Here is a 25,407-nt window from a genome sequence, read left to right as displayed (position 1 = left end):
GCCCCAGGCTGGTGCGCGCTCGGGGGAGCGCAGCGCCAGTCACGTGTGCGACGCTGGTAGGGGCAATCCCTGAGCATCGCTTTGTTGCAACGCGGTACGCTGCGTTGTGTCGATTTACAAGGAGACAAAAGCATGAAGTTCGCTATTAAGGCTGTAGCAGCCTCGGTAATCTTGGCAAGCGCTGGCGGGGCCTTCGCTCAAAAGGGCGAGACGGTCAAAATCGCCTGGCTCGACCCCCTGTCTGGCCTGATGGCGGCCGTGGGAACGAACCAGCTCAAGAGCTTCCAGTTCATCGCTGAAGAGTTCAACAAGAAGAACCCTGCCGGCGTCAAATTTGAAATCATCGGCATCGACAACAAACTCAGCCCGCAGGAAACCACCAGCGCCCTGCGCTCGGCCATGGACCAGGGTGCGCGCTACGTGGTGCAGGGCAACGGCTCTGGTCCCGCACTGGCCATCATGGACGCGCTCGAAAAGCACAACGCACGCAATCCCGGCAAGGAAGTCCTGTTCCTGAACTACGCTGCCGTGGACCCAGACCTCACCAACAGCAAGTGCAGCTACTGGCACTTCCGTCTGGATGCAGACACCTCCATGAAGATGGAAGCGCTGACGACCTACATGAAGGACCTGCCAGAGGTCAAGAAGGTCTACCTGATCAACCAGAACTACTCGCACGGCCACCAGGTCTCCAAGTTCGCCAAGGAGATGATGCAGCGCAAGCGCCCCGACGTGCAGTTTGTGGGTGACGACCTGCACCCCCTGGCCCAGGTGCGCGACTTCTCGCCCTACATCGCCAAGATCAAGGCGTCGGGCGCTGACAGCGTGATCACCGGCAACTGGGGTTCTGACCTGGCACTGCTGATCAAGGCCGCCAACGACGCGGGCCTGAACAACGTCAACTTCTACACCTACTACGGCTCTGTCACCGGCAGCCCCACTGCCATGGGCTCTGCCGCTGCAGGCCGCGTTTACATGGTGGCTTACGCCCACATGAACCTGCCTGGCCCGCTGAACCAGATCGTTGTGGACTACAAGAAGAAGTTCAACGACGACATGTACACCGGCGCCGTGTACCACGCCTTCACCATGCTGTCCGAAGGTTTCGTGAAAGCCAAGTCCACCGACCCCGTCAAGGTGGCCGCAGCGTTTGAAGGCATGAAGTTCAAGAGCTTCAACGGGGAAGTCGAGATGCGCAAGACCGACCACCAGTTGCAGCAGGGTCTGTTCATTTCCAAGTGGGAAAAGGCCGGCGGCAAGTACCCCATCGACTCGGAAAACACCGGCTACACCTTCGTGCCGCTGAAGTACTACGAGCCCTACGTGGCCAGCACGCCCACGTCGTGCCAGATGAAGCGCCCCTAAATCCGGCGCTGGCGTTTCGGCGCCAGAACTTCGAGGCCCGACGTACTCGGGCCTTTTTTTTCCCTCCGTGATGAAAAATTCCAATGAATCCTGAGTTTTTCGTGATCTCTTTGCTGAACGGCGTGAGCTACGGGCTCCTGCTGTTCATGCTGAGTTCCGGCCTCACGCTGATCTTCAGCATGATGGGCGTGCTCAACTTCGCACACACCAGCTTCTACATGCTGGGTGCCTATTTCGCGTTCACCATCTCCGGGGTGGTGGGCTTTTGGCCTGCGCTGGTGCTGGCACCGCTTGTGGTGTTTGTGCTGGGGGCTGCGTTCGAGCGCTACGCCCTGCGCCGGGTGCACAAGTTTGGCCATGTGCCCGAGCTGCTGGTCACGTTCGGGCTGTCGTACCTGATTTTGGAAGTCGTGCAGCTGGTCTGGGGTCGCTCCACGGTGCCTTACGGCCTGCCAGAGCAATTGCAGGGCCCGCTGTTCTCGCTGTACGGCACGCAGTTTCCCAAGTCGCGTTCGTTTGTGATGCTGGTGGCGCTGCTGATGCTGCTGTCGGTGTGGCTGCTGCTCACACGCACCCGCATCGGGCTGGTGATCCAGGCGGCTCTGAAGTACCCAGAAATGGTGGAAGCGCTGGGCCACAACGTGCCGCGTGTCTTCATGCTGGTGTTTGGTGGCGGTGCCGCGCTGGCGGGCCTGGCGGGCGTGATCGGTGGCAACACCTATGTGACCGAGCCTGCGATGGCGGCGTCTGTGGGCTCCATCATCTTCGTGGTGGTGGTGGTGGGCGGCATGGGTTCGCTGGCAGGGGCCTTCATTGCCTCGCTGCTGATCGGCGTGGTGCAGACCTTTGCCGTGGCGCTGGACTACTCGCTGATCCACGTCTTCAAGGCCGTGGGTGTGGCGGTGACCGACCAGACCTTTGGCTATCCCTTGCTCAAGCTCACGATTTCCCAGGTGGCGCCCATCCTGCCGTACCTGTTCCTTGTGCTGATCCTGATCTTCCGCCCCAAGGGCCTTTTGGGCACGCGGGAGGACTGATGCCATGAATTCAACCACTCATCCTGTCTCCAGTGCCACGTCGCACTACCGGTTCAAGCCCTGGAACGTCGGGCGCTTTGTGATCTGGACGCTGTTTGCCGCAGCACTGATCGTGGCGCCCATGCTGTTTCGCAGCAGCCTGGCGCTGACTATGCTCTCGCAGATCGGCTACCTCATCATCATCTGCCTGTCCTACAACATGTTGTTGGGGCAGGGCGGCATGCTGAGCTTCGGCCATGCCGTGTACACCGGTCTTGGTTCGTTCATAGCCATCCACGCCATGAACATGGCAAGCAAAGGCAGCTTCAGCATTCCGCTGGTGCTGATCCCCATCGTGGGCGGGCTGGCGGGGGCGTTCTTTGCCATCTTGCTGGGCTTCGTCACTACCAAGAAGTCGGGCACCACATTCGCCATGATCACGCTGGGCATTGGCGAGCTGGTGGCTTCGATGGCGCTGATGTTCCCCGAGTTCTTCGGGGGCGAAGGCGGCATCACCACCGACCGCGTGTATGGCCAGTCGTTCTTCGGCATCACCTTCGGTCCTGCCATTCAGGTGTACTACCTGATTGCCGTGTACTGCTTCGTGTGCACTGCGGCGATGTTTGCCTTCACTGGCACACCGCTGGGCCGCATCCTGAACGCAGTGCGCGACAACCCCGAGCGTGTGGAGTTCATTGGCTACAACACGCAGCGGGTGCGCTACTTCGCCTTCATCATTGCGGGCTTCTTTGCCGGCATTGGTGGTGGTCTGGCCACCATCAACTTCGAGATCGTGACGGGTGCTGACAGCCTGAACGTGGTGCGCTCGGGTGGCTACCTGCTGTTCACCTTCCTGGGCGGGGCCACGTTCTTCTTCGGCCCCATCATTGGTGCCGTGCTGCTGGTGCTGGCGTCTGTGCTGCTGTCCGAGCTGTCCAAGGCCTGGCTGCTGTATCTGGGCCTGGTGTTCCTGTTCATGGTGATGTATGCGCCCGGTGGCGTGGCCAGCCTGATCATGATGAACCTGCGCCTGGCCAAGTTCGGCAAGCTCCGCCAGCTGTGGACCTCTTACCTTGCGCTGGGCGGTACTGCCCTGGTGGGTGTGATGGGCGCGGCCTGCATGATCGAGATGACCTACCACCTGCAGCTCAATGCCGCACTGGGGCCAGAGTTGACCTTCCTCGGCGCCACGCTCAACGCCAAGGGCTTTACCAGCTGGTTTGGCGCGGTGTTTGTGATGGTGACGGGCTTTGCCCTGTTTGAACTCTGCCGCCGCCAATTTGTGCGCCAGTGGAGCAGGATCCAGGAAGAAATAGAACATGAAATCAAGCGCGGGGAGGCTTTGTAACCATGGCGGCTGACAACGCAACCTATGCGCTCGAACTGCGCGACCTGCGCAAGAGTTTTGGCAAGACCGAGATCATCCGCGGCGCCAACTTGGCCGTCGCGCCCGGTGAGCGCGTGGCCATCATCGGCCCCAACGGCGCGGGCAAGTCCACGCTGTTCAATCTGATCAGCGGGCGCTTTGCGCCCACCAGCGGCGATGTGATCCTGAATGGCCAGCGCATCAACGGCATGGCACCGTACGAGATCAACCGGCGCGGGCTCTCGCGCAGCTTCCAGATCACCAACATCTTTCCCAAGCTGTCGGTGTTCGAAAACCTGCGGTGCGGCGTGCTGTGGAGCATGGGCTACAAGTACACGTTCCTGCGCTTCCTGTCGAACCTGCACGATGCCAACGAGCGCGCCAAGCAGCTCATGGAGATGATCAAGCTCGACAAGAAGCGCGACACGCTGGCGATGAACCTGACCTACGCTGAGCAGCGCGCGCTGGAGATTGGCATCACCATCGCGGGCGGTGCCAATGTGATCCTGCTGGACGAACCGACGGCCGGCATGAGCAAGACCGAGACCTCACGCTTCATCCACCTCATCAAGGAAGTGACCGAAGGCCGCACGCTGTTGACGGTGGAGCACGACATGGGCGTGGTGTTCGGCCTGGCCGACAAGATCGCTGTGGTGGTGTATGGCGAGGTGATTGCCTTTGACACGCCCGACAAGGTGCGCGCCAACCAGCGCGTGCAAGAGGCCTATCTGGGCTCGGTCGTTGCGGACGAGCAAGGGGCGGGACACTGACATGCTGAAAATCGAAAATCTCCACGCCTATTACGGCAAGAGCCATGTGCTGCATGGCGTGACCTTTGATGTGCAACCCGGTGAAATCGTGGCCCTGCTGGGGCGCAACGGTTCGGGCCGCTCCACCACCGCCAAGGCCATCATGGGTCTGGTGGACTGGGAGGGCACACTCAACTGGAAGGGGCAGGACCTCAATGGCAGGAAGGCCTACGAGATCGCCCACCTGGGGGTGGGTTATGTGCCCGAAAGCCGCGATGTGTTCCCCAACCTCACCGTGCACCAGAACCTGATGCTCGGCCAAAAGGGCAGTGGCAAGAACAGCCGCTGGTCGTTTGACGATATGTACGAGATGTTCCCCCGACTCAAGGAGCGCCAGCACACCGAGGCGGGCGTGATGTCGGGCGGCGAGCAGCAGATGTTGACCCTGTGCCGCACGCTCATGGGTGACCCGGACCTCATCATCATCGACGAGCCCACCGAGGGTCTGGCACCCAAGATCGTCGAGCTGGTGGGCCAGTACCTGCAGACCATCAAGTCGCGCGGCATCTCGGTGCTGTTGATCGAGCAGAAGCTGACCATTGCCATGAAGATCTCAGACCGCGCACTGGTTATGGGGCATGGCTCCATCGTGTTCCAGGGCACACCAGACAGCCTGCGGGCCGACAACTACATCCGCAAGGAATGGCTTGAGGTGTGAAGCCCCCCTGAGTCGCCTGGCGGCGCCTTCCCCCCATTGGGGGGACGCCCCCAGCGCGGCGGGGCGGCCCTTGCGCGGAGGCGCTTGTCTGCGGCGCGCCAGTTTCACCGACTGAGGTCATGGTGAAGCCTGAGAAGCTGCTCCCATGTCGATCTGCAGAGGTGCCCTGTCTTCGGTGGTGCCTCTTTTTTTGCCTGTCGGAGTGTGCTCTTCAGGGAATGTCTGAAACCCCCTTGTCCCGCCCGGGACAAATTGACACGCCAAATGGGTTTGAAGTCTCTACAATAAAAACGCACGATCGTTCTTTTTCATTTTCCAAGGAACAACAGCACCATGACCGCTGAATACAAAGTCCACGGCTCCGTTGCCGTGATCACCATGGCCAACCCTCCTGTCAACGGACTCGGTCTGGCGACCCGCCAGGGCATCGTGGACGGCCTTGGCCGTGCCAATGCCGATGCAGCGGTCACGTCCATCGTGATCACCGGTGCCGGTGGTGCGTTCTCTGGCGGCGCCGACATCAAGGAGTTCGGCACCGACAAGTCGCTGCAAGAACCCAACCTGCTGTCGGTGATTGCCGCCATTGAAAACTCGGCAAAGCCCGTCGTGGCCGCCATGCACAGCGTGGCCATGGGTGGCGGGCTGGAGCTGGCCCTGGGTTGCCACTACCGCATTGCGGCGCCTGGCTGCTCGATTGCACTGCCAGAAGTCAAGCTGGGCCTGATCCCCGGCGCAGGCGGTACGCAGCGCCTGCCCCGCGTGATTGGTGTGGAAGCCGCGCTCAACCTCATCGTGAGCGGTGAGCCCGTCAAGAGCGAAATGATCGGCGCCGTGCCCGGCCAGAAGCTGTTTGACAAGATGGCCGCGTCGGCCGAATCGCTGGCCGCAGAAGCCCTGGCGTTTGCCCAGAGCGTGGCCGATGCCCGCCCGCTGCCCCTGGTGCGCAACTTCCCCTGTAAGCACCCCGAAGGCGACGCGTACTTCCAGTTCGCGCGCAACATGGTCAAGGGCATGGCCAAGAACTTCCCCGCACCCGCCAAGTGCGTGGACGCTGTTGAAGCCGCCACCAAGAAGAAGTTCGCCGAAGGCATGCTGGTCGAGCGCGAGATCTTCATCAACCTGATGTGGACGCCCGAGTCGCGTGCACTGCGCCATTTGTTCATGGCTGAGCGTGCGGCGAGCAAGATCCCTGATGTGGCCTCCGACACCCCCAAGCGCGACATCAAGCTGGTGGGCGTGATTGGCGCGGGCACCATGGGTGGCGGCATTTCTATGAACTTCCTGAACGCAGGCATCCCCGTCAAGATCCTGGAAATGAAGCAGGAAGCCCTGGACCGTGGCGTGGCCACGATCAAGAAGAACTACGAAGCCCAGGTCAAGAAGGGCAAGCTTAAGCAGGACAAGTACGAGCAGCGCATGGCCCTGCTGAGCACCACGCTGAGCTACGACGACTTCAAGGACTGCGACCTCATCATCGAAGCCGTGTTCGAGGAGATGGGCGTCAAGGAAGCTGTGTTCAAGCAACTCGACGCTGTGGCCAAGCCCGGCGCCATCCTGGCCTCCAACACCTCCACGCTTGACGTGGACAAGATCGCAGCGTTTACCAAGCGCCCGCAGGACGTGGTGGGCATGCACTTCTTCAGCCCTGCCAACGTGATGAAGCTGCTGGAAGTGGTGCGTGGCAAGGAGACCGCCAAGGACGTGCTGGCCACCGTGATGGCCATCGGCAAGAAGATCAAGAAGACTTCCGTGGTCTCGGGCGTGTGCGATGGTTTCATCGGCAACCGCATGATCGAGCAGTACAGCCGCCAGGCTGGCTTCCTGCTGGACGAAGGCTGCACTCCCCAGCAGGTGGACAAGGCCATCGAAAAGTTTGGCTTTGCCATGGGCCCGTTCCGCATGGGCGATCTGGCGGGTAACGACATTGGCTGGGCCATCCGCAAGCGCCGCTCCGTCGAGCGCGCCGACATGAAGTACAGCCGCACGGCCGACAAGCTGTGTGAACTGGGCCGCTTCGGCCAGAAGACCGGCGCAGGCTGGTACGACTACCAGGCCGGCAAGCGCGACGCGATCCCGAGCGACCTGGTCAACAAGATGATCGAAGACCACCGCAAGGAGCTGGGCATCACGCCGCGCAAGATTTCGGACGAAGAAATCGTGCAGCGCCTGGTGTTCGCACTGGTCAACGAAGGCGCGCACATCCTGGAAGACGGCATTGCCAGCAAGTCCGGCGACATCGACATGGTGTACCTGACCGGCTACGGCTTCCCCATCCACCGTGGCGGCCCCATGCACTACGCCAGCGAAGTGGGTCTGTTCAACGTGGTGCAGGCCATGGACCGTTTTGCCAAGAACCCGCTGGATGACGCAGCGTTCTGGAAGCCCGCTCCGCTGCTGGCCAAGCTGGCCGCCGAAGGCAAGGCCTTCCAGTAAATAGCCGCGTGCACCCATCTACAGAATCAAAGGAATTCACATGACCTCCGCAGTGATTGTTTCCACCGCCCGCACGCCGCTCGCCAAGAGCTGGAAGGGTTCGTTCAACATGACGCATGGCGCCACCCTGGGCGGCCATGCCGTGCAGCACGCCGTGTTGCGCGCCGGCATTGATGGCGCTGACGTGGACGACGTCATCATGGGTTGCGCCACGCCCGAAGGCGCCACCGGCAGCAACATCGCGCGCCAGATCGCCTTGAAGGCCGGTCTGCCCATCACCGCCTCCGGCGTCACGGTCAACCGCTTTTGCTCTTCGGGCCTGCAGACCATTGCCATGGCCGCCCAGCGCATCATCGCTGGCGAAGCCGATGTGTTCGTGGCCGGTGGTGTTGAAAGCATCTCCTGCGTGCAGCAGGAGATGAACCTGCACATGATCCAGGACCTGGCTCTGGCCAAGCAAAAGCCCGAGATCTACTGGAGCATGCTGCAGACCGCCGAGCAAGTGGCCAAGCGCTACAACATCGGCCGCGAAGCCATGGACGAGTACGGTGCAGGCAGCCAGCAAAAGGCCTGTGCCGCTCAGGCCAACGGCTTGTTCGATGCAGAAATCGCCCCCATCACCGTGACGGCTGGTGTGGCTGACAAGACCCTGGGCCTGATCACCAAGCAAGTGACCGTGAGCAAGGATGAAGGCACGCGTGAAGGAACCACGGTGGAGGCCATCAGCGGCCTGCGGTCGGCACTGCCCGGTGGCCTGATCTCGGCCGGCAATGCCAGCCAGTTCTCTGACGGCGCCGGTGCCTGCGTGATCACCAGCGAAGAGTACGCCAGCAAGAAGGGCCTCAAGCCCCTGGGCCGTTTCCTCGGCTTTGCAGTGGCCGGTTGCGAGCCTGACGAAATGGGCATCGGCCCTGTGTTTGCCGTGCCCAAGGTGCTGAAGAAGCTGGGCCTCACGGTGCAGGACATCGACCTGTGGGAGCTGAACGAAGCCTTCGCCGTGCAGGTGCTGTACTGCCGCGACAAGCTGGGCATCCCGGCGGACCGTCTGAACGTGAACGGCGGCGCCATCGCTCTGGGCCACCCCTACGGTGTGTCGGGCCAGCGCCTCACGGGCCACGCCCTCATCGAAGGCAAGCGCCGTGGCGCCAAGAAGGTGTGCGTGACGATGTGCATCGGCGGCGGCATGGGCGCTGCGGGCATTTTCGAGGTGCTGTAAGCCATGTCCGGGCAGGCCTCGTCGCCACCGCGCACCGACATCCCTGATGTCGTGGTGTCGCCCGAGGTCTTCCTGGCCATGGGGCGTGAGGTACTGGCATCGCAGCCGTTCAGCATCCTGGTGGGGGCGCGGCTGCATGCCTTGTCCCCAGGGCACTGCGAGCTGCACCTGCCCATCACGCCCCAGTTGCTGCAACAGCACGGGTTTGTGCACGGGGGCGTGCTGAGCTATGTGGCCGACAACGCCCTGACCTACGCAGGAGGCACCGCGATGCGGGTGCCCGTGGTGACCTCCGAGTTCAAGATCAACTACCTGCGCCCTGCGGTGGGCGAACTGCTCATCGCCCGTGCGCAGGCGGTGCACCATGGCCGTGCGCAGGCGGTGTGCCGCTGCGATGTGTTGGTGGTGCAGGCAGGCACCGAAAAGCTGTGCGCCATGGCGCAAGGCACCATTGCCGCACTGCCACCGCGCGAAGACGCAGCGCCGGCCCCTGCAGGCGCCTGATGGTGGCAAGGGATGGGAGCATGTTCCTCCTCACTCTTGCGCCGTTAACTCCTTATTTGATAGCTGCTGGCGCATGATTTATCTGCGCCTGTGGCTGTTTTAACCCTGAAATGCCATGAGCCTACGTCCCACCGTCGATTTCCTGCTCTACCAGTGGCTGAACGCCGAGAAGCTGCAAACTCGCGAGCGCTTTGCAGACCACTCCCGCGAAACCTTCGATGCCGTGCTCGACACCTCCGAGCGCATCGCGCGCGAGAAGTACGCGCCCTTCAACCGCGTGGTGGACACCGAAGAACCCCGCACCGAGACCGAGCCCGACGGCACGCTGCGCGTGGTGCTGCCGCAAGCCACCTACGAAGCACGGCGCGCCTACGCCGAGTCGGGCCTGCTGAGCGCCGCGCAGGACTACGACATTGGCGGCATGCAGCTGCCCTACACGGTGGAGGCTGCGGCCAACAGTTTTTTTGCGGCCGCCTCGATCAGCATTGGGTCCAACCTGCTGACCTCGGGCAACGCCAACCTGCTCATGGTGCATGGCACCGATCTGCAAAAGCAGGTGTTTGCGCTCAATGAATTCAACGGCCGCTGGTCGGGCACCATGTGCCTGTCGGAGCCACAGGCGGGCTCGTCCCTGTCCGACGTGGCCACACGCGCCGTGCCGGATGGCGAGGGCTTTGAGAGCGACCCGCTCGGTCCCCGCTACCGCCTCAAGGGCAACAAGATGTGGATCAGCTCGGGCGACCATGAGCTGACCGAAAACATCGTGCACCTGGTGCTGGCCAAGATCCCGGGGCCAGAAGGCAAGCTGGTGCCCGGCACCAAGGGCATCTCGCTGTTCATCGTGCCCAAGAAGCTGGTGGACACCAACGGCCAGCTGACCGGCGTGCGCAACGACGTGGCGCTGGCGGGCCTGAACCACAAGCTGGGCTGGCGCGGCACCACCAACACGCTGCTGAACTTTGGCGAGGGCAAGTACCCCGTGGATGGTCAGGCAGGCGCCGTGGGTTACCTGGTCGGCCAGCCCGGCAAGGGCCTGCACTGCATGTTCCACATGATGAACGAGGCGCGTATTGGCATCGGCATGGCCGCCACCATGCTCGGCCTGGCGGGCTACTACGCCAGCCTGGACTACGCCAAGAACCGACCCCAGGGCCGGCCCGTGCAGGGCCCCAAGGACGGCGCGGCTGCCGTGGTCAAGGACGCCGCCCAGCCCCAGGTGCGCATCGTGGAGCACGCAGACGTCAAGCGCATGCTGCTGGCGCAAAAGTCGTACGGCGAGGGCGCCTTGGCGCTCAACCTGTTCTGCGCGCGGCTGGTGGACGAGCAACACACGGGCGATGCCGCTGCGGCCGACGAAGCCCGCCTGCTGCTGGAGGTGCTGACCCCCATCGCCAAGAGCTGGCCCAGCGAATGGTGCCTGGAGGCCAACAGCCTGGCCATCCAGATCCACGGCGGCTACGGCTACACGCGCGACTTCCCGGTGGAGCAGTACTGGCGCGACAACCGCCTGAACATGATCCACGAAGGCACCCACGGCATCCAGGCCATGGACCTGCTGGGTCGCAAGGTGCTGATGGAAGGCGGCCGGGGCCTGCAACTGCTGGCTGGGCGCATCAACGCCACCATCGAGCGTGCCATCCAGGTGCCCGCGCTCGCCGCCCACGCCAACGCGCTGGGCAAGGCGCTGCAGGACGTGGGCGCTGCCACCAAGGCCGCCTGGGCCACGGGCCAACCCGCTGATGCGCTGTCCAACGCCGTGCCCTACATGCAGGCCTTTGGCCACACGGTGCTGGCCTGGGTGTGGCTGGACGTGGCGCTGGCCACCCTGGCGGCCGATGCAGCCCTGGCGCAGCCCGCCAGCGTGGGCCGCATGGGCGCCATGCGCTTTTTCTTCCATTACGAGCTGCCCAAGATTGGCGCCTGGCTGCAAGTGGTCAGTGCACGCGACGCGACCTGCGCCAGCTTTCCGGAAGAGGCTTTCTGATGGCGGCTCTGAGCACGTTGCAGCGCTTGCAAAAGCTCATCTGGGTGCTGATCTACGGCGGCCTGCTCACGCTGGTGCTGGGCATTGCCACCGCCCGCACCGACGCGGCCACGGGCTGGGTGCTGATGGTGGGTGGGGGCGTGGTGGCGGCAGTGGGCGTGGTGCTGATCGCCGTGCGTGCGCGGCTCAAGGCCGACCCCCAGGGCTGACGCTGCGGCACCGCTGTAGCCACCTGGCCGGCCCACTGCGGAGCGGACGCGGCGGCGACACAATGCAGCCTTCTGGCGCCGCACAATGGCTGCCTGTATTCCACCCCCTGGCTGGCGCATCCCAGCGCCGGGCTGTGGTCCGAGAACATCCATCGACTGGCAAAAATCCAAGGAGACATTCACATGACACGCACCATCCAACAACTGTTTGACCTGACGGGCAAGACCGCCCTGGTGACCGGCGGCTCGCGCGGCCTGGGCCTGCAACTGGCCCACGCGCTGGGCGAGGCGGGCGCCAAGATCGTGCTCAGCTCGCGCAAGGCGTCTGACCTGGAAGAAGCCACGGCCGACCTGCAAGCCGCAGGCATCGACGCGCGCTGGATTGCCGCCGACTGCGCCAAGGAAGAGGACATCCGCCGCCTGGCCGACGAGACCTTGCAGCGCCTGGGCCATGTGGACATCCTGGTCAACAACGCAGGCGCGGCCTGGGGCTCTCCGGCTGAAGACCACCCCGTGGAGGCCTGGGACAAGGTGATGAACCTCAACGTGCGTGGGTACTTCATCCTGAGCCAGCACATCGCCAAGCACAGCATGATCGGCCGCCGCAGCGGCAGCATCATCAATGTGGCGTCCATCGCCGGCCTGGGCGGCAACCCCAAGGGCATGAACACCATTGCTTACAACACCTCCAAGGGCGCGGTGATCAACTTCACCCGGGCGCTGGCGGCCGAATGGGGGGCCTACAACATCCGCGTCAACGCGATCTGCCCGGGCTTCTTCCCTAGCAAGATGACGGTGGGCACACTCAAGGCCATGGGCGAAGAAGCGCTGGCTGCACACGCCCCCCTGGGCCGCCTGGGCGATGATGAAGACCTGAAGGGCCTGTGCGCGCTGTATGCGTCGGATGCGGGCAAGCACATCACCGGCCAATGGCTGGCGGTGGATGGCGGCGTGAGCATTGTGACCGGAGGGTGAACATCCCCCTGAGCGGCTGCGCCGCTTCCCCCTTCTCTCGAATCGCTGCGCGATTCGGGAAGGGGGACGACGCAATCGCTGCGGGGCGGCCCTTGCTCTGCGTCCCTCGCCTGTGCCGCGCCCGTTGCGACCTACATTTCCAAAGGAAAAAACCTTGATTAGTTTTGGTGTCGAAATCCCCTTTGTCAGCCACCTGGGCTTCACGCTGCACCGCATGGAGGACGGCGAGTCCGAGCTGCGTTACGAAGCCAAGCCTGAGCACCTGAACTCGTTTGCCGTGACCCACGGTGGCGCGTCGATGACGCTGCTGGACGTGACCATGGCGACGGCCGCGCGCAGCGTGACGCCGGACATGGGGGTGGTCACCATCGAGATGAAGACCAGCTTCATGCAGCCCGCGCGCGGGCCGCTGGTGGCCAAGGGGCGATTGATTCACCGCACGGCCACCATGGCGTTCACCGAGGGCACGGTGTACGACGCCCAAGGCAAGGTGTGCTGCCACGCCACCGGCACGTTCAAGTACGTCAAGCGCCTGCCGGTGGACGGGCGCAATGTGAATGACCTCAAGGTCATCTCCACCGACTGAGCCAGTGGTTGAGGTCGCCAGCAGTTTTTAAAGCCTTTTTGCCTGCAAGCGCAATGTATATATGCGCTGGCAGCTATCAAAAACATAGTGTTGAATTTTCTGAAGGAGCTTTCCATGCCACGCAACCAACAAATCGTTCTCGACAACCGTCCCCAGGGCGAAGCGGTGGCCAGCAACTTCAAGCTGGTCGCGACCGACACGCCCGCGCTGCAGGATGGCCAGGTGCTGGTACGCCACCACTACCTGAGCCTGGACCCCTACATGCGCGGCCGCATGAACGAGAGCAAGAGCTACGCCGCGTCGCAGGCGCTGGGCGAAGTCATGATCGGTGGCACCGTGGGTGAAGTGGCCGAGAGCAAGCATCCCAAGTACGCCGTGGGCGACAAGGTGGTGGGCATGGGCGGCTGGCAGGAATACAGCGTGGTCAATGCCGACCAGCCCGGCGCGCTGCGCAAGGTCGATACGACCCATGTGCCGCTGTCGCACTACCTGGGCGCCGTGGGCATGCCGGGTGTCACGGCCTGGTACGGCCTGGTCAAGATCATTGCGCCCAAGGAAGGCGACACCGTGGTGGTGAGCGCCGCCACGGGCGCCGTGGGCAGCGCTTTTACGGCCCTCGCCAAGGCCCGTGGCTGCCGCGCGGTGGGCATTGCGGGCGGTGCCGACAAGTGCAAGTACGCAGTGGAAGAACTGGGCTTTGACGCCTGCATCGACTACAAGCAACACAGCGACGTGAAGGCCATGTCCAAGGCCCTGAAGGAAGCGTGCCCCAACGGCATCGATGGCTACTTCGAGAACGTGGGCGGCTGGATCATGGACGCCGTCATGCTGCGCATGAACGCCTTCAGCCGCATCGCCCTGTGCGGCATGATCGCCGGCTACGACGGCGCACCGCTGCCCATGGCCAACCCCGCGCTCATGCTCATCAACCGCATGAAGGTTGAAGGTTTCATCGTCAGCGAGCACATGGAAGTCTGGCCTGATGCCCTCAAGGAGCTGGGCACGCTGGTCGGCACCGGCAAGCTGCGCCCGCGCGAAACCATTGCCCAAGGCATTGCCGCCGCGCCCGAGGCCTTCCTGGGCCTGCTCAAGGGCAAGAACTTTGGCAAGCAACTGGTCAAGCTGATCTGATGATGCTGACGTGGACCTGGGCCCGCTTCGATGACCTGGGCGTGCATGCGCTGCATGACGCCCTGGCCTTGCGCTGCAAGGTGTTCATCCTGGAGCAAGGCCCCTACCAGGACCCGGACGAAGCGGACAAGCAGTCCTACCACCTGCTGGGCTACGACGAGGCGGGTGCGCTGCAAGCCTGCCTGCGCGTGGTGGACCCGGGCGTGAACTACCCCGAGCCCTCCATTGGCCGCGTGGTCACCGCCAAGGAGGCGCGCGGCAACGGCACAGGCCGGGCGCTGATGCAAGAGGGCATCGCCCGCTGCAGCCAGGCGTGGCCGGGCCGGGGCATCCGCATCAGTGCGCAGGCGCACCTGCGGGGCTTCTACGGCAGCCTGGGTTTTGAGGCGGTGTCCGACGAATACCTGGAAGACGATATCCCGCACATTGAAATGCTGCGAAAGGCGGGCTGACACAGCCGCAGCCCCTTCGACCATTCACACAGCCCACCCGTGAAGGAGCCGACATGACCTTGCCCACCGCCACCCTGGCGCGTACCCATGACGTCTTCAACCAGAGCACGCCGTGGGCGGATGTGAACCTGTTCACCACCAACCAGCCGCTGCAGGACGCGCTGCGCCTGCATGCACCTGGCCTGCGTGTGGAGGGCCTCACCGCGCTGGGCGCCGAGATGGGCTCGGCCGACATGCTGACCCACGCGCGCCTGGCCAACACCCACAAGCCCCAGTTGCGCACGCACGACCGCTTTGGCCACCGCACGGATGTGGTGGAGTTCCACCCCAGCTACCACGCGCTGATGGGCGCCGCGCTGCGCCACGGCCTGCACGCCACGCCGTGGTCGCGCCAGGACACGGGCCACGCGCATGTGGAGCGCGCGGCGGGCTTCATGCTGTTCACCGAGGCCGAGCCCTCGGTGCTGTGCCCCGTGTCGATGAGCTACGCCGTGACCCCGGCACTGCGAGGCAATTCAGCAGTATGGGCGGACTGGAGCAAGGGTTTGGCAAGCACGCAGTACGACCCGCGCCTGGCGCTGTTCTCGCAGAAATCCGCGCTCACCATGGGCATGGGCATGACCGAGAAGCAGGGCGGATCGGACGTGCGTGCCAACACCACACAGGCTGTCCACGATGGCGACGATGCCTGGGGCGCGCGCTATCGCATCACCGGCCACAAATGGTTTTTCTCGGCGCCCATGTGCGATGCCTTCCTGATCCTGGCGCAGGCGCCCGGCGGGCTCACTTGCTTCTTCCTGCCGCGCGTGTTGCCTGATGGTGGCGAAGGGGCGGTCAACACCATTCGCATCCAGCGCCTGAAAGACAAGCTGGGCAACCACGCCAATGCCAGCTCCGAGGTCGAGTTCATCGGCGCGATGGCCTGGCGCGTGGGCGAAGAGGGCCGGGGTGTGGCGCAGATCCTGGAGATGGGCACCATGACGCGGCTGGACTGCGCCCTGGGCACCAGCGGGCTCATGCGGCAGGCGCTCAGCATTGCGCTGCACCACACGCGCCAGCGATCGGCCTTTGGCAAAAAGCTCATCGAGCAGCCGCTGATGCGCAACGTGCTGGCCGATTTGGCGCTGGAGAGCGAAGCCGCCACCGCGCTGTCAATCCGCTTGGCCAGCGCTTTCGACAAGAAGGCCACCAGCGAGCACGAAGCCGTGATGGCCCGCCTGCTCACGCCCGTCGCCAAGTTCTGGGTGTGCAAGCGCGGCAGCGTGTTTGCGCAGGAGGCCATGGAATGCCTGGGCGGCAACGGCTATGTGGAGGAGGGCGGTGAAGGCGTCATGGCTCGCATCTACCGCGAGATGCCGCTCAACTCCATCTGGGAAGGCGCGGGCAACATCATGGCGCTGGATTTGATGCGCGCCGTGCGCCGCGCCGACACCGCTGCCGCGCTGGACGCCGAACTGGCACCCGCACGCGGCGCCCACCCGGCGCTGGACCGTCTGGCCGGCGCACTGCCCCTGCGTGTAGACGCCATGACCACCGAGGCCGAGGCCCGGCGACTCGCCCAGGATGTAGCGTTGGCAGTGCAGGCGGCCCTGTTGTTGCGCAGTGCGCCCGGCGCAGTGTTCCGCGCGTTTTGCGACTCGCGCCTCTCTGGTGACTGGGGCTACAGCTTTGGCACGCTGGGCGCGGGTGTCAACCTTGAAGCCATCTTGGACCGCGCACTTCCGGCCTGAGCCATCCCACAGAATTTTGCGGAGAAACCCATGTCCCACCTCATCCTGCACCACTACCCCTCGTCCCCGTTTTCCGAAAAGATCCGTGCGGTGCTCGGCTTCAAGCAGCTGGCCTGGAAGTCCGTCATCGTCCCCAGCGTCATGCCCAAGCCCGATGTGGTGGCGCTGACCGGCGGGTATCGCAAGACGCCGTTCTTGCAGATCGGCGCCGACATCTATTGCGACTCGGCCCTGATCTGCGATGTGCTGGAGCATGAGCATCCCGAACCCGTGCTGTATCCGCCGCACCTCAAAGGCGTGTCGCGCGTGTTTGCGCAGTGGGCCGACACCACGCTGTTCTGGGCTGCCATGGCCTACAACCTGCAGCCCAAGGGCGCCGCCGTGTTGTTTGCCAACCTGCCGCCGGCTGCCGCGCAAGTGTTTGGCGAAGACCGCCGCGAGATGAGCGCGGGCATGCAGCGCCTGCGACCGGCCGATGCCACAGCCGCCTACCGCTCGTACCTGCGGCGTATTGCGCACATGGCCGAGGAACACGACTTCCTGTTCGGCGCCGAGCCTTGCCTGGCCGACTTTGCGGCCTACCACCCGCTGTGGTTCACGCGCCAGTGCGTGCCCGTGATGGCCGACATCTTTACCGCCACACCCGCCGTGCTGGAGTGGATGGACCGCATCGCTGCGCTGGGCCACGGCCGCATGGAGAAGTTCAGTGCCGCCGACGCCATCACCGTGGCCGCGGGCATGGAGCCGCTGCCGCTGACCGACGACGTGTTCCAGGACGAGCACGGCATCCCGCTGGGTACCCAGGTCACGATTGCCGCCGAGAGCTTTGGCACAGAGCCCACGGAAGGTGAGCTGATTGCCGCCACCCGCACCCGCTACACGCTGCGCCGTACCGATCCGCGTGCGGGCACGGTGCACGTTCACTTCCCCCGTATCGGCTACGTTTTGAGAGCAACCCCCTGAGGAGCGCCCCTCCGTGCTGGCGCCAGAGGCGACCGCTCTTCGGGCACGTCCAAGCCTGCGCAGGCAGGCTTGGAGCCGCGGCCCTCAGCCCCTTCTCTCGAATTGCAGTGGCAATTCTGGAAGGGGGACGGCGCCCTCGCACGCAAGCGAGGCGCCGCATACGCGGCTCGGCGGCCCTTGCTAGGCGTCTCTGGCCTGGGTCCCGTCAGTTTTGACCAACGCCGTAAATGGCAACGATTTCAAGGAGACAGAAAAATGATCGACAACTTTGCCGGTAAAACCGCCGTCCTCACCGGCGCAGGCTCGGGCTTTGGCCTGGAATGCGCGCGTATTGGCGCTCGCCTCGGCATGAACCTGGTGCTGGTCGATGTGCAACAGGACGCGCTCGACGCTGCAACGGTCGAGATGCAGGCCGCAGGCGCGCAGGTGCTGGCGCGCAAGGTGGACGTGTCGAACGCCGCCCAGATGGAGCAACTCGCCGCCGACGTGCAGCAGCGCTTTGGCGCACCGCACCTGGTGTTCAACAACGCAGGCGTGGGCGCGGGCGGCCTGGTGTGGGAAAACTCGGTCAAGGACTGGGAATGGGTGCTGGGCGTGAACCTGTGGGGTGTGGTGCACGGCGTGCGCCTGTTCACACCCATGATGCTGGCAGCCGCCAAGGCCGACCCGGCGTGGCGCGGCCACATCATCAACACCGCCAGCATGGCGGGCCTGCTGGCAGCGCCCAACATGGGCATCTACAACGTGAGCAAGCACGCAGTGGTCAGTCTGTCGGAGACGCTGTATCAGGATTTGTCGCTGGTCACTGACCAGATCGGCGCCAGCGTGTTGTGCCCGTTCTTTGTGCCCACCGGCATCAACCAGAGCCACCGCAACCGCCCCGGCGACCTGCCTGCCGAAAAGCCCACCAAGAGCCAGCTCATCGGGCAGGCGATGAGCGACAAGGCCGTGGGCAGTGGCAAGGTGACGGCGGCCGAGGTCGCGCAAAAGGTCTTCGACGCTGCTGCCCAGGGCCAGTTCTACATCTACAGCCACCCTAAGGCCCTGGCCTCGGTGCAGACGCGCATGGAAGACGTGATGATGGGCCGCAACCCCACCGACCCGTTTGCCGCCAAGCCCGAGCTGGGTGCACAGTTGCGGGCAGCGCTGAGGGCTGATTAAGCCAGAGGCGCTTGATTTACATGCCCTGAATGCTATTCAAAGAGTAGCAAATGGCCGCAGAGCTGCACGCCAGCGACACGTCGCACCGCCCCACAGGCGGCTATGCGCTGTTCCCCACGGCCATCGGCCACTGCGGCATTGCATGGCGGGGGGCGCTGCTGGTGGGGGTGCAGTTGCCGGAAGACGCGGGCGAGGTGGCAACGCGTGCCCGCATGCAGCGCCGGTTTCCGCAGCTTGCCGAAGGTGCGATGCCACCCGATGTGGCAGCCTGGGCAGCACGCGTGGTGGCCCTGCTTGAAGGTGCGCAGGACGACCTGCGTGATGTGCCCCTGGCGCTCGACGCCGTGCCTCCCTTTCACGCCCGCGTGTACGAGCTGGCCCGCCGCATTCCACCCGGCAAAACCATGACCTATGGCGAGATGGCTGCCGCATTGGGCGAACCGGGTGCTGCGCGCGCCGTGGGCCAGGCGTTGGGCCACAACCCGTTTGCGCCTGTGGTGCCGTGCCACCGTATCCTGGCGGCGAACGGCAAGACCGGCGGTTTTTCGGCCGGTGGCGGCGCCACCACCAAGATGCGCATGCTGGACATCGAGGGCGCGTTTGCGCACGAGACCCTGGCGCTGTTTGCACCCAGGGGCTGAAGGGGTTCAGCCGCGCTTTTTGAGCAGGGGCGACCCCGCGCTGGCCATGGCCAGCTCGTGCGTGGTGTTCAGCAGGGCAGGGCCCAGGGCCTGCATGCGCTCGGGCGTCAGGCGCACCAGCGGGCCCGCAATGGTCACCACCCCGATCACCGGGCCGTTGCCTTGCCGGATGGGTGCGGCCATGGCCGTCATGGCCGGAGCAAACACCTCGACGATGGTGCTGAAGCCCTGCTGCCGTGCGGTGCGCAGGTAGGCCAGCAGGGCCTTCACGGTGGTGGGGGCGTTGGGGCCGTACTCCTCGGGTTTGCCAAAGCCCTGGCGCGCCACCAGGGCCAGAGCCTCTTCATCGCTCATCGTGGACAGCCAGGCATGGCCGGCCGAGCTGCACGACAGGTTGACCGACAGGCCCATGTCCGGGTCGTAGCGCAGGCCGCGCACGGCCCCTTGCGCCTTGGCCACAAAGGTCAGCGCGTCGCCATCCACCACGGCCAGACGCACCAGTTCGCCAGATTCGGCGGCCAGCCGGTCCAGCAGGGGCTGGGCAATGTCCACCACGCCCGTGGCGCTCAGATAGCCCAGGCCCAGCGACACCAGCTTGATGGTGAGCATGTAGTTGCCCTGGCTCTGGTCCTGCCGCACGTAGCCGCAACGGATCAACTCGGCCAGCAGGCGGTGCGTGGCGCTCAGTGGCATGTCCAGTTCGGAGGCCAGGCTCGACAGGGCCTTGCCTTCAGGGTGTGGAGCAAGGTGCTCCAGGACTTTGAAACTGCGTTCAAGGATGCTGCTCATGGCGGGGGCTCTTCGTGATCGTGGACCGGTTTTTCCAGGATACCCAGGCGCTGGTTCTTCGGGCGCAATGTATCAAAAATTGTTAAAGGGTTTCTACTGTGGAAACAGTTTCCACTTTATTCATACGATGCAGTTCCCGATGCACTCCGGGCCTGGTGTGCACATTGCTGGTCTCTTTTTGTTGGAGAAGTCCCTGTGAAAAAAACTGCTTGCCTTCTGGCGGCCGCTGGCCTGTCCTTCTTGATGGCGCTGCCCGCCGCCGCGCAGCAGGAGCGCGTGATCCGCTTCGGACACCTGAACAATGCCGACCACCCCGTGAGCTTTGGCGTCAAGCGTTTTGGCGAGCTGCTGGCGGCCAAGAGCGGCGGCAAGATGAAGGTGATGGAGTTCCCCGCCTCGCAGCTGGGCAACGAGATGCAGCAGCAGTCGGCGCTGCAGGGCGGTGTGCAGCAGATGTCGGCCCCGGCCACCACCTCGCTGGCCGGCATCGTCAAGGAATTCGGGTTGGTGGACTTTCCCTTTTCTGTGGCCAACTTTGCGCAGGCCGATGCGCTGCTCGACGGCCCCCTGGGCCAGGCGCTGATCGCCCGATTGCCCGAGAAGGGCCTGGTGGCCCTGGGCTACTGGGACCTCGGTTTTCGCAACGTGACCAACAGCAGGCGCCCTATCACCAAGGCCGATGATTTTGATGGCCTCAAGCTGCGCGTGATCCCCAACCCGGTGTTCCTGGAGACCTTCAAGGCCTTCAAGGCCAACCCTGTGCCCATGCCGTTTGCCGAGCTGTACGGCGCGCTGGAAGCCAAGGCCGTGGACGGCCAGGAGAACCCCTATGCCGTGATCCTGTCGAACAAGATGTTCGAGGTGCAGAAGTACGTGAGCGCCACCAACCACGTGTACGCCGCCAACATCGTGCTGGTGAGCAAGAAGTTCTGGGACCAGCTCACCCCTGCCGAGCAGAAGATGATGCACGACGCTGCCAACGAGTCGCGTGGCTACCAGCGCCAGGTGAGCCGCGCTGCAGCGCAGCGTTCGGTGGGTGACCTGCAGGCCAAAGGCATGGCCTACAACGAGATCACGCCCGCCGAGCTGGCCCGCATGCAGCAGATCGCCAAGCCCGTGATCGAGAAGTTCGCGGCCACCTATGACCCGGCGATTGTGAAGCTCTACAACGACGAACTCGCCCGCATCCGCAAGTAAGAGCGCCTGGCAAAACTCTTCTGGCGTCGTTGCTGCGTCTTGTCGTGCTATTCGCACTGCCTGCGACGCAGCGCCTAGCCAGAACCGATTCGCTGAGCTTTGTCAGCCGCTCCCAACCCTGAACACCCCATGAAAATCCTCATCCTCCACGGCCCCAATCTCAACCTGTTCGGGCGCCGCGAACCCCACATCTACGGCACCACCACGCTGGCCCAGATCAACGAGCGTTTGCTCAAGCTCGCTGCGGAGCTGGGTGTGGAGCTCGATATCGTGCAGTCCAACCACGAAGGCGCGCTCATCGACTTCCTGCACGCCAACATCCATGTGGCGCAGGGCGCACTCGTGAATCCTGCGGGGCTGACACAGCACGGCGTGCCGCTGCACGACGCCATCAAGGCCATGCCTTTCCCGGTGATCGAAGTGCACATGTCCAACATCGCCGCGCGCGAGGCCTGGCGCGCGCATTCCATCATCTCGCCCGCCGTCAAGGCCACGGTGCAGGGCTTCGGTCCCCACTCCTACCTGGCCGGGCTGCGGGCGCTGGTGGACAGCCTGCGCGAGGCCGCCCAGGTTGTCTGAGCGATGTGCGCGCGCGGTGGTGTGCGGTCAACGTCTCTTCTGAAAAGCCATGGGCCGCTGATGGACCAGCGCTGACTTTTGCCGTGCTGGTACCGAGCGGCGGTTGCCCGACGGTTTTTAGACAAATCGGCCGCTGGCGATTGCATGGATTGCTTCATTCAACTGCGCCCCGTGGGCCCCCGATGCTGTCCAGACCTTGCCCCGTACGTACGGTCTTTGCTTGCGGCCCATATGCGCCGCCAGATGGCGACACCGCGCGGCGTGGGGCGAGCACCTCTCAGCACTGGCGCCGCGCCGGTGTGTCTGCCATAGACCGCAAAAGCATGGCGCCAGCTTCTGCAGGGTGGACAGGACAGTGACCCAGTCTGGACGCAGCACCTCTTCATCACCGTCTGGCAGCGCATAGAGACCTGTCAGACGCAGCGCCAGCAGGCCTCAAGATGGCGGTTGCGAGTGTTACATTTGTCCGTAGCATCCGCTGCAGTGAGCGCCATTTGCTGGACTGTTTTCCGAATGTCACTGTCTTCGCTGAGGAACCGTCGCATGTCTCCAGATCGCCAACGGCTCATCCGCATGCTCTTCGACGAGTACATCGAGATGTATGCCGGGCGCGATGCCCGGCTGGTGGATCGCTTCAGCGAGAACTTCAGCGGCTTTGCGGGCAGCAGCGACAAGCTCATCAAAACCCGCAGCGAATGGGTGGACATCACGCAGACCGACTTTGCGCAGGTGCCCGGGCGCATCGGCATCGAGGTGCTGGACCTGTTCCCGCAGGAACTGGGCGCCGATGTGCTGGCCATGACCGCGTTTTTTCATATTCATTTGCCCCATCCCGACCCGCTGTTTGCCAGCGAGACCGCCCGTTTGGTGCTCGTCTTCCGGCAGGAGGGCGATGACTGGAAGATTGCGCACAGCAGCATCTCCATCCCGTATGGACTGGCCCGAGACGGCGAGGTGTACCCCGTCAGCCGCCTGCAGCAGCGCAACCAGGAGCTGCAGACATTGGTGGATGAGCGCACCCAGGCACTGGCCCAGGCCAACAACCAGCTGCAGCTGCTCAGCAACACCGACGGCCTGACCGGTATCGCCAACCGCCGCCATTTTGACCAGACCTTGGCCCATGAATGGGCTCGCGCACAACGGGCCCACGGACCGCTGTCGCTGATCATGCTGGACGTTGACGTGTTCAAGCACTTCAATGACCACTACGGCCATCTGGCGGGCGATGCCTGCCTGAAATCCCTGGCCCTGACGCTGGCACAGACCGGGGGACGGCGCGACGGTGACCTGGTGGCGCGCTTTGGCGGCGAGGAGTTTGTGGTGCTGCTGCCCGGCGCCGATGCCCGGGTCGCCCTGGAGATGGCCCAGCACATCCAGCAAGCCATCCGGGCACTGGCCCTGCCGCACGAGGGTGCGCCGTGGGGCATCGTGACGGTGAGCTTCGGCGTGGCCACCATGGCGCCGCAGCGCGAGCAGTTGGCCGAAGAGCTGGTACGCCGCGCGGACCGCGCGATGTACCGTGCCAAGCAAGGCGGCCGCAACCGCATCGAGCAGGCGCCGGAGCAATAAAACGGGGTGGGTCGGTTTTACCTGGCCGCCAGCCGAGCGAATTCTTCCGCCACGCCCCGCACCGTGAGTGGCGCACAGCCTTCGGCATGGTTGCTGATGGTCACGAAGGCGTTCTGTCCACGGCCTGTGATGCCTGCGATCACTGCGGCCAGTGCCGCCCGGGTGTCCAGGTCCGGGTGGTGCAGGCGGTCGTAGGGTTCGTACATCCGCTCGGCCTCTTCATAGCCGTAGGGGCCGTGCACAGGGTTCAGGTTCCAGCGGCACACCAGCGGGCCAGGCCACAGAGCACGCAGCAGGGGCAGTTGGTCGTGGAGCGGCGGCATCTTGGCGTGCAGCCCCAGGCAATAGGTGGCGCCCGCTTCACGCAGCACGGCCGCAAAGTCGGGCGTCAGCCACTCGGGGTCGCGCACCTCCACGGCAATCACCCCATCGGGCGCCAGTGGTGCCAGCGGGGGCAGGGCCAGCAGCATGGCACGCAGGCGATCCAGCAAGGCGGGCATGCGATCCAGCTGCGCCAGCGGCAGGGGGCTGAGCTGGAACACCAGCGCGCCCAGCTTGTGGCCCAGGCCCTGGAGCGCCGGCTCCACACATTCGCTGCGGGCCAGCTCGGGGCTGAGGAACGCCGGGTTGGGCTGGCGGCCGCGTCCGTCTTCGCTGCGTACCAGTGCATCCGTCACCACGCCGGGCGCCTTGACCACAAATCGGAAGTCGTCGGGCACTTGCGACGCATAGCGCTCGTACTGGCTCACCGTGAGCGGTCGGTAGAAGCTGCGGTCGATGCTCACCGTGCGCATCAGCGGGTGCTGGGCGTACACGGCCAGCCCCTGTTTGGACAGCTGCGTGTCGGAATGCTCGCCCTCCCACACCAGGCTTTTCCAGCCGGGGTAGGTCCATGACGAAGTGCCCAGGCGCAACTGGCGGGGCAGGGCAGCAGCCAAGGCTTCCAGAGCATCGTCCGGAACAATCGGGGCCACCGTGCCAGACCGGGTACGCCGTGCCGTGGACTCAGCGCCTTGCTTGGGTGATGGTGCCGATGGCCCGTTGGCCGGCACGTCTGCCGACGGGGGCTTGGGCAGCGTGTCGCCAAAAAGATCGTCTTGCATGCGCTGCGGTGGTGAGGTTTGGTGCGGTACGGCGGGGTAGGTTGCGCTACGAGCTGCCAAACAGCCCGCTCTCGTCCAGCAGGTCAAACGTGATCTGGGGGTGGGTGTCCATGCTTTTCTTGATGGCAGCCGGGATGGCCTGCCGTGTCTTGCGGCACAGGCCCGGCTGTTCGTGCACCAGGATCGCAATGCCCCGCAGGCTGCGCACCTCGTTCGGGCTTTGGGTGATGGACAGGCGGATGCCCAGTTGCTGCTCCATGCGCTCCTGCATCCTGCGCAGGTCGGCAAGACTGCCCAGGTTTTCCAGGCGCTCCAGCATCTTCTTTTCTTCGCTGCGCGTGAGCATCAGGATGCGCAGATCTCCCCCCGGTGCTTGCAGCAACGCCTCCCGGTCGCACACGCAGGTGCCAGGGGGGCATTCGGTACGGATGGGGAAAGGTGGGAGGGACATGAAGCGGCGTGCGAACAGTCCGTCATTCTATGAAGGGCTGACCGTGCCGAGCGTGTGGCCACCCGCAAGTCTATGCGGCCCAACAACAAAAAGGGCTCCCAAAAGGAGCCCTTTTTGCCTGCCCGCCCCTGCGGTTCAGTTAACACTCCCCATGGCAGCAGCACCCGCACCGCGCGAAGTGCCACCACCATGGGAAGTCCCGCAACTGCTTCAATCCAACCCAAGCAGTTGGTCTGCCAAATTACATGGCGCTGAATTCGCCCGAAGGGATTTGGCCGGTGCGCACGGCTTCGGCAGCCTGTGCACGCACGGCAGCGCGGTCAGCGGTGGATTGGTAGGTCACCACACGCGAGCCTGCGGGTTCCATGTTGTGGGTGCGGGCTTCGACAACAGCTTCTGCAGCCACTTCAGCGCGGGTGCGGTTGGTGTCGAACTTCAGGGCAAATTGCGAGCCATCGGCTTCATCGGCATGGGCGCCAAAAGCGGCGAAAGCGGCAACAGCGGCGACGGAGAGGAAACG

General features: G+C 64.3%; 25 protein-coding genes. 21 read left to right on the top strand and 4 right to left on the bottom strand.

Translation table 11 applies throughout. The annotated features are described in order from the left end of the window. The first annotated feature begins 132 nt into the window (after positions 1–132). The 18 genes from ACTJKQ_RS21045 to ACTJKQ_RS20960 all read left to right on the top strand — a co-directional run bounded on the left by ACTJKQ_RS21045 (position 133) and on the right by ACTJKQ_RS20960 (position 19,199). Entirely contained in the window at positions 133–1,365 is a 1,233-nt protein-coding gene (locus ACTJKQ_RS21045; RefSeq protein ID WP_108499645.1) for a branched-chain amino acid ABC transporter substrate-binding protein, read from the top strand. Positions 1,366–1,448: 83 nt separating this feature from the next. Beyond that, positions 1,449–2,402, top strand: a complete 954-nt coding sequence (locus tag ACTJKQ_RS21040; RefSeq protein ID WP_056063520.1) for a branched-chain amino acid ABC transporter permease — start codon at positions 1,449–1,451, stop codon at positions 2,400–2,402. A 4-nt stretch (positions 2,403–2,406) separates the two neighbouring features. Beyond that, positions 2,407–3,729 (top strand): branched-chain amino acid ABC transporter permease, encoded by a 1,323-nt coding sequence (locus ACTJKQ_RS21035; protein WP_056746259.1) that lies wholly within the window; start codon positions 2,407–2,409, stop codon positions 3,727–3,729. A gap of 2 nt (positions 3,730–3,731) precedes the next feature. Beyond that, the gene (locus ACTJKQ_RS21030; protein WP_015014388.1) at positions 3,732–4,517 is read left to right on the top strand and encodes an ABC transporter ATP-binding protein; all 786 of its coding nucleotides are present in this window, start codon (positions 3,732–3,734) and stop codon (positions 4,515–4,517) included. Position 4,518: 1 nt separating this feature from the next. Continuing rightward, positions 4,519–5,214, top strand: a complete 696-nt coding sequence (locus ACTJKQ_RS21025) for an ABC transporter ATP-binding protein (RefSeq protein WP_056063513.1) — start codon at positions 4,519–4,521, stop codon at positions 5,212–5,214. A 333-nt stretch (positions 5,215–5,547) separates the two neighbouring features. Further along, a complete protein-coding gene (locus ACTJKQ_RS21020) occupies positions 5,548–7,647 on the top strand; it encodes a 3-hydroxyacyl-CoA dehydrogenase NAD-binding domain-containing protein (RefSeq protein WP_121942754.1) in 2,100 nt (699 codons plus the stop codon). A 40-nt stretch (positions 7,648–7,687) separates the two neighbouring features. Then, positions 7,688–8,863, top strand: a complete 1,176-nt coding sequence (locus ACTJKQ_RS21015; RefSeq protein WP_056063507.1) for an acetyl-CoA C-acyltransferase — start codon at positions 7,688–7,690, stop codon at positions 8,861–8,863. 3 nt (positions 8,864–8,866) lie between these two features. Continuing rightward, entirely contained in the window at positions 8,867–9,367 is a 501-nt protein-coding gene (locus ACTJKQ_RS21010; RefSeq protein WP_440597965.1) for a PaaI family thioesterase, read from the top strand. A 115-nt stretch (positions 9,368–9,482) separates the two neighbouring features. Beyond that, entirely contained in the window at positions 9,483–11,351 is a 1,869-nt protein-coding gene (locus ACTJKQ_RS21005) for an acyl-CoA dehydrogenase (protein ID WP_440597964.1), read from the top strand. Next, complete coding sequence (locus ACTJKQ_RS21000; protein ID WP_121942757.1) at positions 11,351–11,560, top strand: hypothetical protein; 210 nt, start codon at positions 11,351–11,353, stop codon at positions 11,558–11,560. Before ACTJKQ_RS21005 ends, ACTJKQ_RS21000 begins: the two co-directional genes overlap by 1 nt. Before the next feature lie 183 nt (positions 11,561–11,743). Beyond that, positions 11,744–12,535, top strand: a complete 792-nt coding sequence (locus ACTJKQ_RS20995) for an SDR family oxidoreductase (protein WP_056063500.1) — start codon at positions 11,744–11,746, stop codon at positions 12,533–12,535. A gap of 154 nt (positions 12,536–12,689) precedes the next feature. After that, complete coding sequence (locus ACTJKQ_RS20990) at positions 12,690–13,121, top strand: PaaI family thioesterase (protein WP_056063497.1); 432 nt, start codon at positions 12,690–12,692, stop codon at positions 13,119–13,121. Between the two features lie 114 nt (positions 13,122–13,235). Next, positions 13,236–14,252, top strand: a complete 1,017-nt coding sequence (locus ACTJKQ_RS20985; RefSeq protein ID WP_440597963.1) for an NADP-dependent oxidoreductase — start codon at positions 13,236–13,238, stop codon at positions 14,250–14,252. Beyond that, the gene (locus ACTJKQ_RS20980; RefSeq protein ID WP_440597962.1) at positions 14,252–14,704 is read left to right on the top strand and encodes a GNAT family N-acetyltransferase; all 453 of its coding nucleotides are present in this window, start codon (positions 14,252–14,254) and stop codon (positions 14,702–14,704) included. Before ACTJKQ_RS20985 ends, ACTJKQ_RS20980 begins: the two co-directional genes overlap by 1 nt. Positions 14,705–14,757: 53 nt before the next feature. After that, entirely contained in the window at positions 14,758–16,434 is a 1,677-nt protein-coding gene (locus ACTJKQ_RS20975; protein WP_440597961.1) for an isovaleryl-CoA dehydrogenase, read from the top strand. A 30-nt stretch (positions 16,435–16,464) separates the two neighbouring features. After that, a complete protein-coding gene (locus ACTJKQ_RS20970; RefSeq protein WP_440597960.1) occupies positions 16,465–17,397 on the top strand; it encodes a glutathione S-transferase family protein in 933 nt (310 codons plus the stop codon). A gap of 255 nt (positions 17,398–17,652) precedes the next feature. Then, positions 17,653–18,558: an SDR family oxidoreductase gene (locus ACTJKQ_RS20965; protein WP_440597959.1), complete on the top strand. Its 906-nt coding sequence runs from the start codon at positions 17,653–17,655 to the stop codon at positions 18,556–18,558. 50 nt (positions 18,559–18,608) lie between these two features. Further along, entirely contained in the window at positions 18,609–19,199 is a 591-nt protein-coding gene (locus ACTJKQ_RS20960; RefSeq protein WP_440597958.1) for a methylated-DNA--[protein]-cysteine S-methyltransferase, read from the top strand. A 6-nt stretch (positions 19,200–19,205) separates the two neighbouring features. On the opposite strand, the gene ACTJKQ_RS20955 is transcribed toward ACTJKQ_RS20960, so the two are convergent. Further along, a complete protein-coding gene (locus ACTJKQ_RS20955; RefSeq protein ID WP_288850539.1) occupies positions 19,206–19,988 on the bottom strand; it encodes an IclR family transcriptional regulator in 783 nt (260 codons plus the stop codon). A gap of 243 nt (positions 19,989–20,231) precedes the next feature. Here ACTJKQ_RS20955 and ACTJKQ_RS20950 point away from each other — a divergent pair, with 243 nt between their 5' ends. The 3 genes from ACTJKQ_RS20950 to ACTJKQ_RS20940 all read left to right on the top strand — a co-directional run bounded on the left by ACTJKQ_RS20950 (position 20,232) and on the right by ACTJKQ_RS20940 (position 23,333). Further along, positions 20,232–21,185, top strand: coding sequence for a TRAP transporter substrate-binding protein (locus tag ACTJKQ_RS20950; RefSeq protein ID WP_099732131.1), 954 nt, complete (start codon positions 20,232–20,234; stop codon positions 21,183–21,185). 129 nt (positions 21,186–21,314) lie between these two features. Further along, positions 21,315–21,764 carry a type II 3-dehydroquinate dehydratase gene (locus ACTJKQ_RS20945; RefSeq protein ID WP_440597957.1) on the top strand — a complete coding sequence of 150 codons (450 nt, stop codon included), beginning with the start codon at positions 21,315–21,317 and terminating at the stop codon, positions 21,762–21,764. 543 nt (positions 21,765–22,307) lie between these two features. Further along, positions 22,308–23,333 carry a diguanylate cyclase gene (locus tag ACTJKQ_RS20940; RefSeq protein WP_440597956.1) on the top strand — a complete coding sequence of 342 codons (1,026 nt, stop codon included), beginning with the start codon at positions 22,308–22,310 and terminating at the stop codon, positions 23,331–23,333. Positions 23,334–23,350: 17 nt separating this feature from the next. On the opposite strand, the gene ACTJKQ_RS20935 is transcribed toward ACTJKQ_RS20940, so the two are convergent. The 3 genes from ACTJKQ_RS20935 to ACTJKQ_RS20925 all read right to left on the bottom strand — a co-directional run. Further along, positions 23,351–24,436 carry a DUF72 domain-containing protein gene (locus ACTJKQ_RS20935; RefSeq protein WP_440597955.1) on the bottom strand — a complete coding sequence of 362 codons (1,086 nt, stop codon included), beginning with the start codon at positions 24,434–24,436 and terminating at the stop codon, positions 23,351–23,353. 46 nt (positions 24,437–24,482) lie between these two features. Beyond that, on the bottom strand, positions 24,483–24,887 hold the full coding sequence (locus ACTJKQ_RS20930; RefSeq protein WP_056063453.1) for a hypothetical protein: 405 nt from the start codon (positions 24,885–24,887) through the stop codon (positions 24,483–24,485). 241 nt (positions 24,888–25,128) lie between these two features. Further along, positions 25,129–25,407, bottom strand: a 279-nt coding sequence (locus ACTJKQ_RS20925; RefSeq protein ID WP_440597617.1) for a DUF4148 domain-containing protein, incomplete at its 5' end; no start/stop codon positions are given.

Origin of the sequence: Acidovorax sp. 22279, assembly GCF_052045435.1 — a bacterium.
Classification (GTDB): Bacteria; Pseudomonadota; Gammaproteobacteria; order Burkholderiales; family Burkholderiaceae_C; genus Acidovorax; species Acidovorax delafieldii.
Note: the sequence above shows the minus strand (reverse complement) of the source record. Positions and strands in the feature narration are given on the sequence as shown.

Coding starts and splice junctions, on each gene's coding strand:
- ACTJKQ_RS21045 (WP_108499645.1), top strand. CDS start 133: ATGAAGTTCGCTATTAAGGCTGTAGCAGCCTCGGTAATCTTGGCAAGC.
- ACTJKQ_RS21040 (WP_056063520.1), top strand. CDS start 1,449: ATGAATCCTGAGTTTTTCGTGATCTCTTTGCTGAACGGCGTGAGCTAC.
- ACTJKQ_RS21035 (WP_056746259.1), top strand. CDS start 2,407: ATGAATTCAACCACTCATCCTGTCTCCAGTGCCACGTCGCACTACCGG.
- ACTJKQ_RS21030 (WP_015014388.1), top strand. CDS start 3,732: ATGGCGGCTGACAACGCAACCTATGCGCTCGAACTGCGCGACCTGCGC.
- ACTJKQ_RS21025 (WP_056063513.1), top strand. CDS start 4,519: ATGCTGAAAATCGAAAATCTCCACGCCTATTACGGCAAGAGCCATGTG.
- ACTJKQ_RS21020 (WP_121942754.1), top strand. CDS start 5,548: ATGACCGCTGAATACAAAGTCCACGGCTCCGTTGCCGTGATCACCATG.
- ACTJKQ_RS21015 (WP_056063507.1), top strand. CDS start 7,688: ATGACCTCCGCAGTGATTGTTTCCACCGCCCGCACGCCGCTCGCCAAG.
- ACTJKQ_RS21010 (WP_440597965.1), top strand. CDS start 8,867: ATGTCCGGGCAGGCCTCGTCGCCACCGCGCACCGACATCCCTGATGTC.
- ACTJKQ_RS21005 (WP_440597964.1), top strand. CDS start 9,483: ATGAGCCTACGTCCCACCGTCGATTTCCTGCTCTACCAGTGGCTGAAC.
- ACTJKQ_RS21000 (WP_121942757.1), top strand. CDS start 11,351: ATGGCGGCTCTGAGCACGTTGCAGCGCTTGCAAAAGCTCATCTGGGTG.
- ACTJKQ_RS20995 (WP_056063500.1), top strand. CDS start 11,744: ATGACACGCACCATCCAACAACTGTTTGACCTGACGGGCAAGACCGCC.
- ACTJKQ_RS20985 (WP_440597963.1), top strand. CDS start 13,236: ATGCCACGCAACCAACAAATCGTTCTCGACAACCGTCCCCAGGGCGAA.
- ACTJKQ_RS20980 (WP_440597962.1), top strand. CDS start 14,252: ATGATGCTGACGTGGACCTGGGCCCGCTTCGATGACCTGGGCGTGCAT.
- ACTJKQ_RS20975 (WP_440597961.1), top strand. CDS start 14,758: ATGACCTTGCCCACCGCCACCCTGGCGCGTACCCATGACGTCTTCAAC.
- ACTJKQ_RS20970 (WP_440597960.1), top strand. CDS start 16,465: ATGTCCCACCTCATCCTGCACCACTACCCCTCGTCCCCGTTTTCCGAA.
- ACTJKQ_RS20965 (WP_440597959.1), top strand. CDS start 17,653: ATGATCGACAACTTTGCCGGTAAAACCGCCGTCCTCACCGGCGCAGGC.
- ACTJKQ_RS20960 (WP_440597958.1), top strand. CDS start 18,609: ATGGCCGCAGAGCTGCACGCCAGCGACACGTCGCACCGCCCCACAGGC.
- ACTJKQ_RS20955 (WP_288850539.1), bottom strand. CDS start 19,988: ATGAGCAGCATCCTTGAACGCAGTTTCAAAGTCCTGGAGCACCTTGCT.
- ACTJKQ_RS20950 (WP_099732131.1), top strand. CDS start 20,232: ATGGCGCTGCCCGCCGCCGCGCAGCAGGAGCGCGTGATCCGCTTCGGA.
- ACTJKQ_RS20945 (WP_440597957.1), top strand. CDS start 21,315: ATGAAAATCCTCATCCTCCACGGCCCCAATCTCAACCTGTTCGGGCGC.
- ACTJKQ_RS20940 (WP_440597956.1), top strand. CDS start 22,308: ATGTCTCCAGATCGCCAACGGCTCATCCGCATGCTCTTCGACGAGTAC.
- ACTJKQ_RS20935 (WP_440597955.1), bottom strand. CDS start 24,436: ATGCAAGACGATCTTTTTGGCGACACGCTGCCCAAGCCCCCGTCGGCA.
- ACTJKQ_RS20930 (WP_056063453.1), bottom strand. CDS start 24,887: ATGTCCCTCCCACCTTTCCCCATCCGTACCGAATGCCCCCCTGGCACC.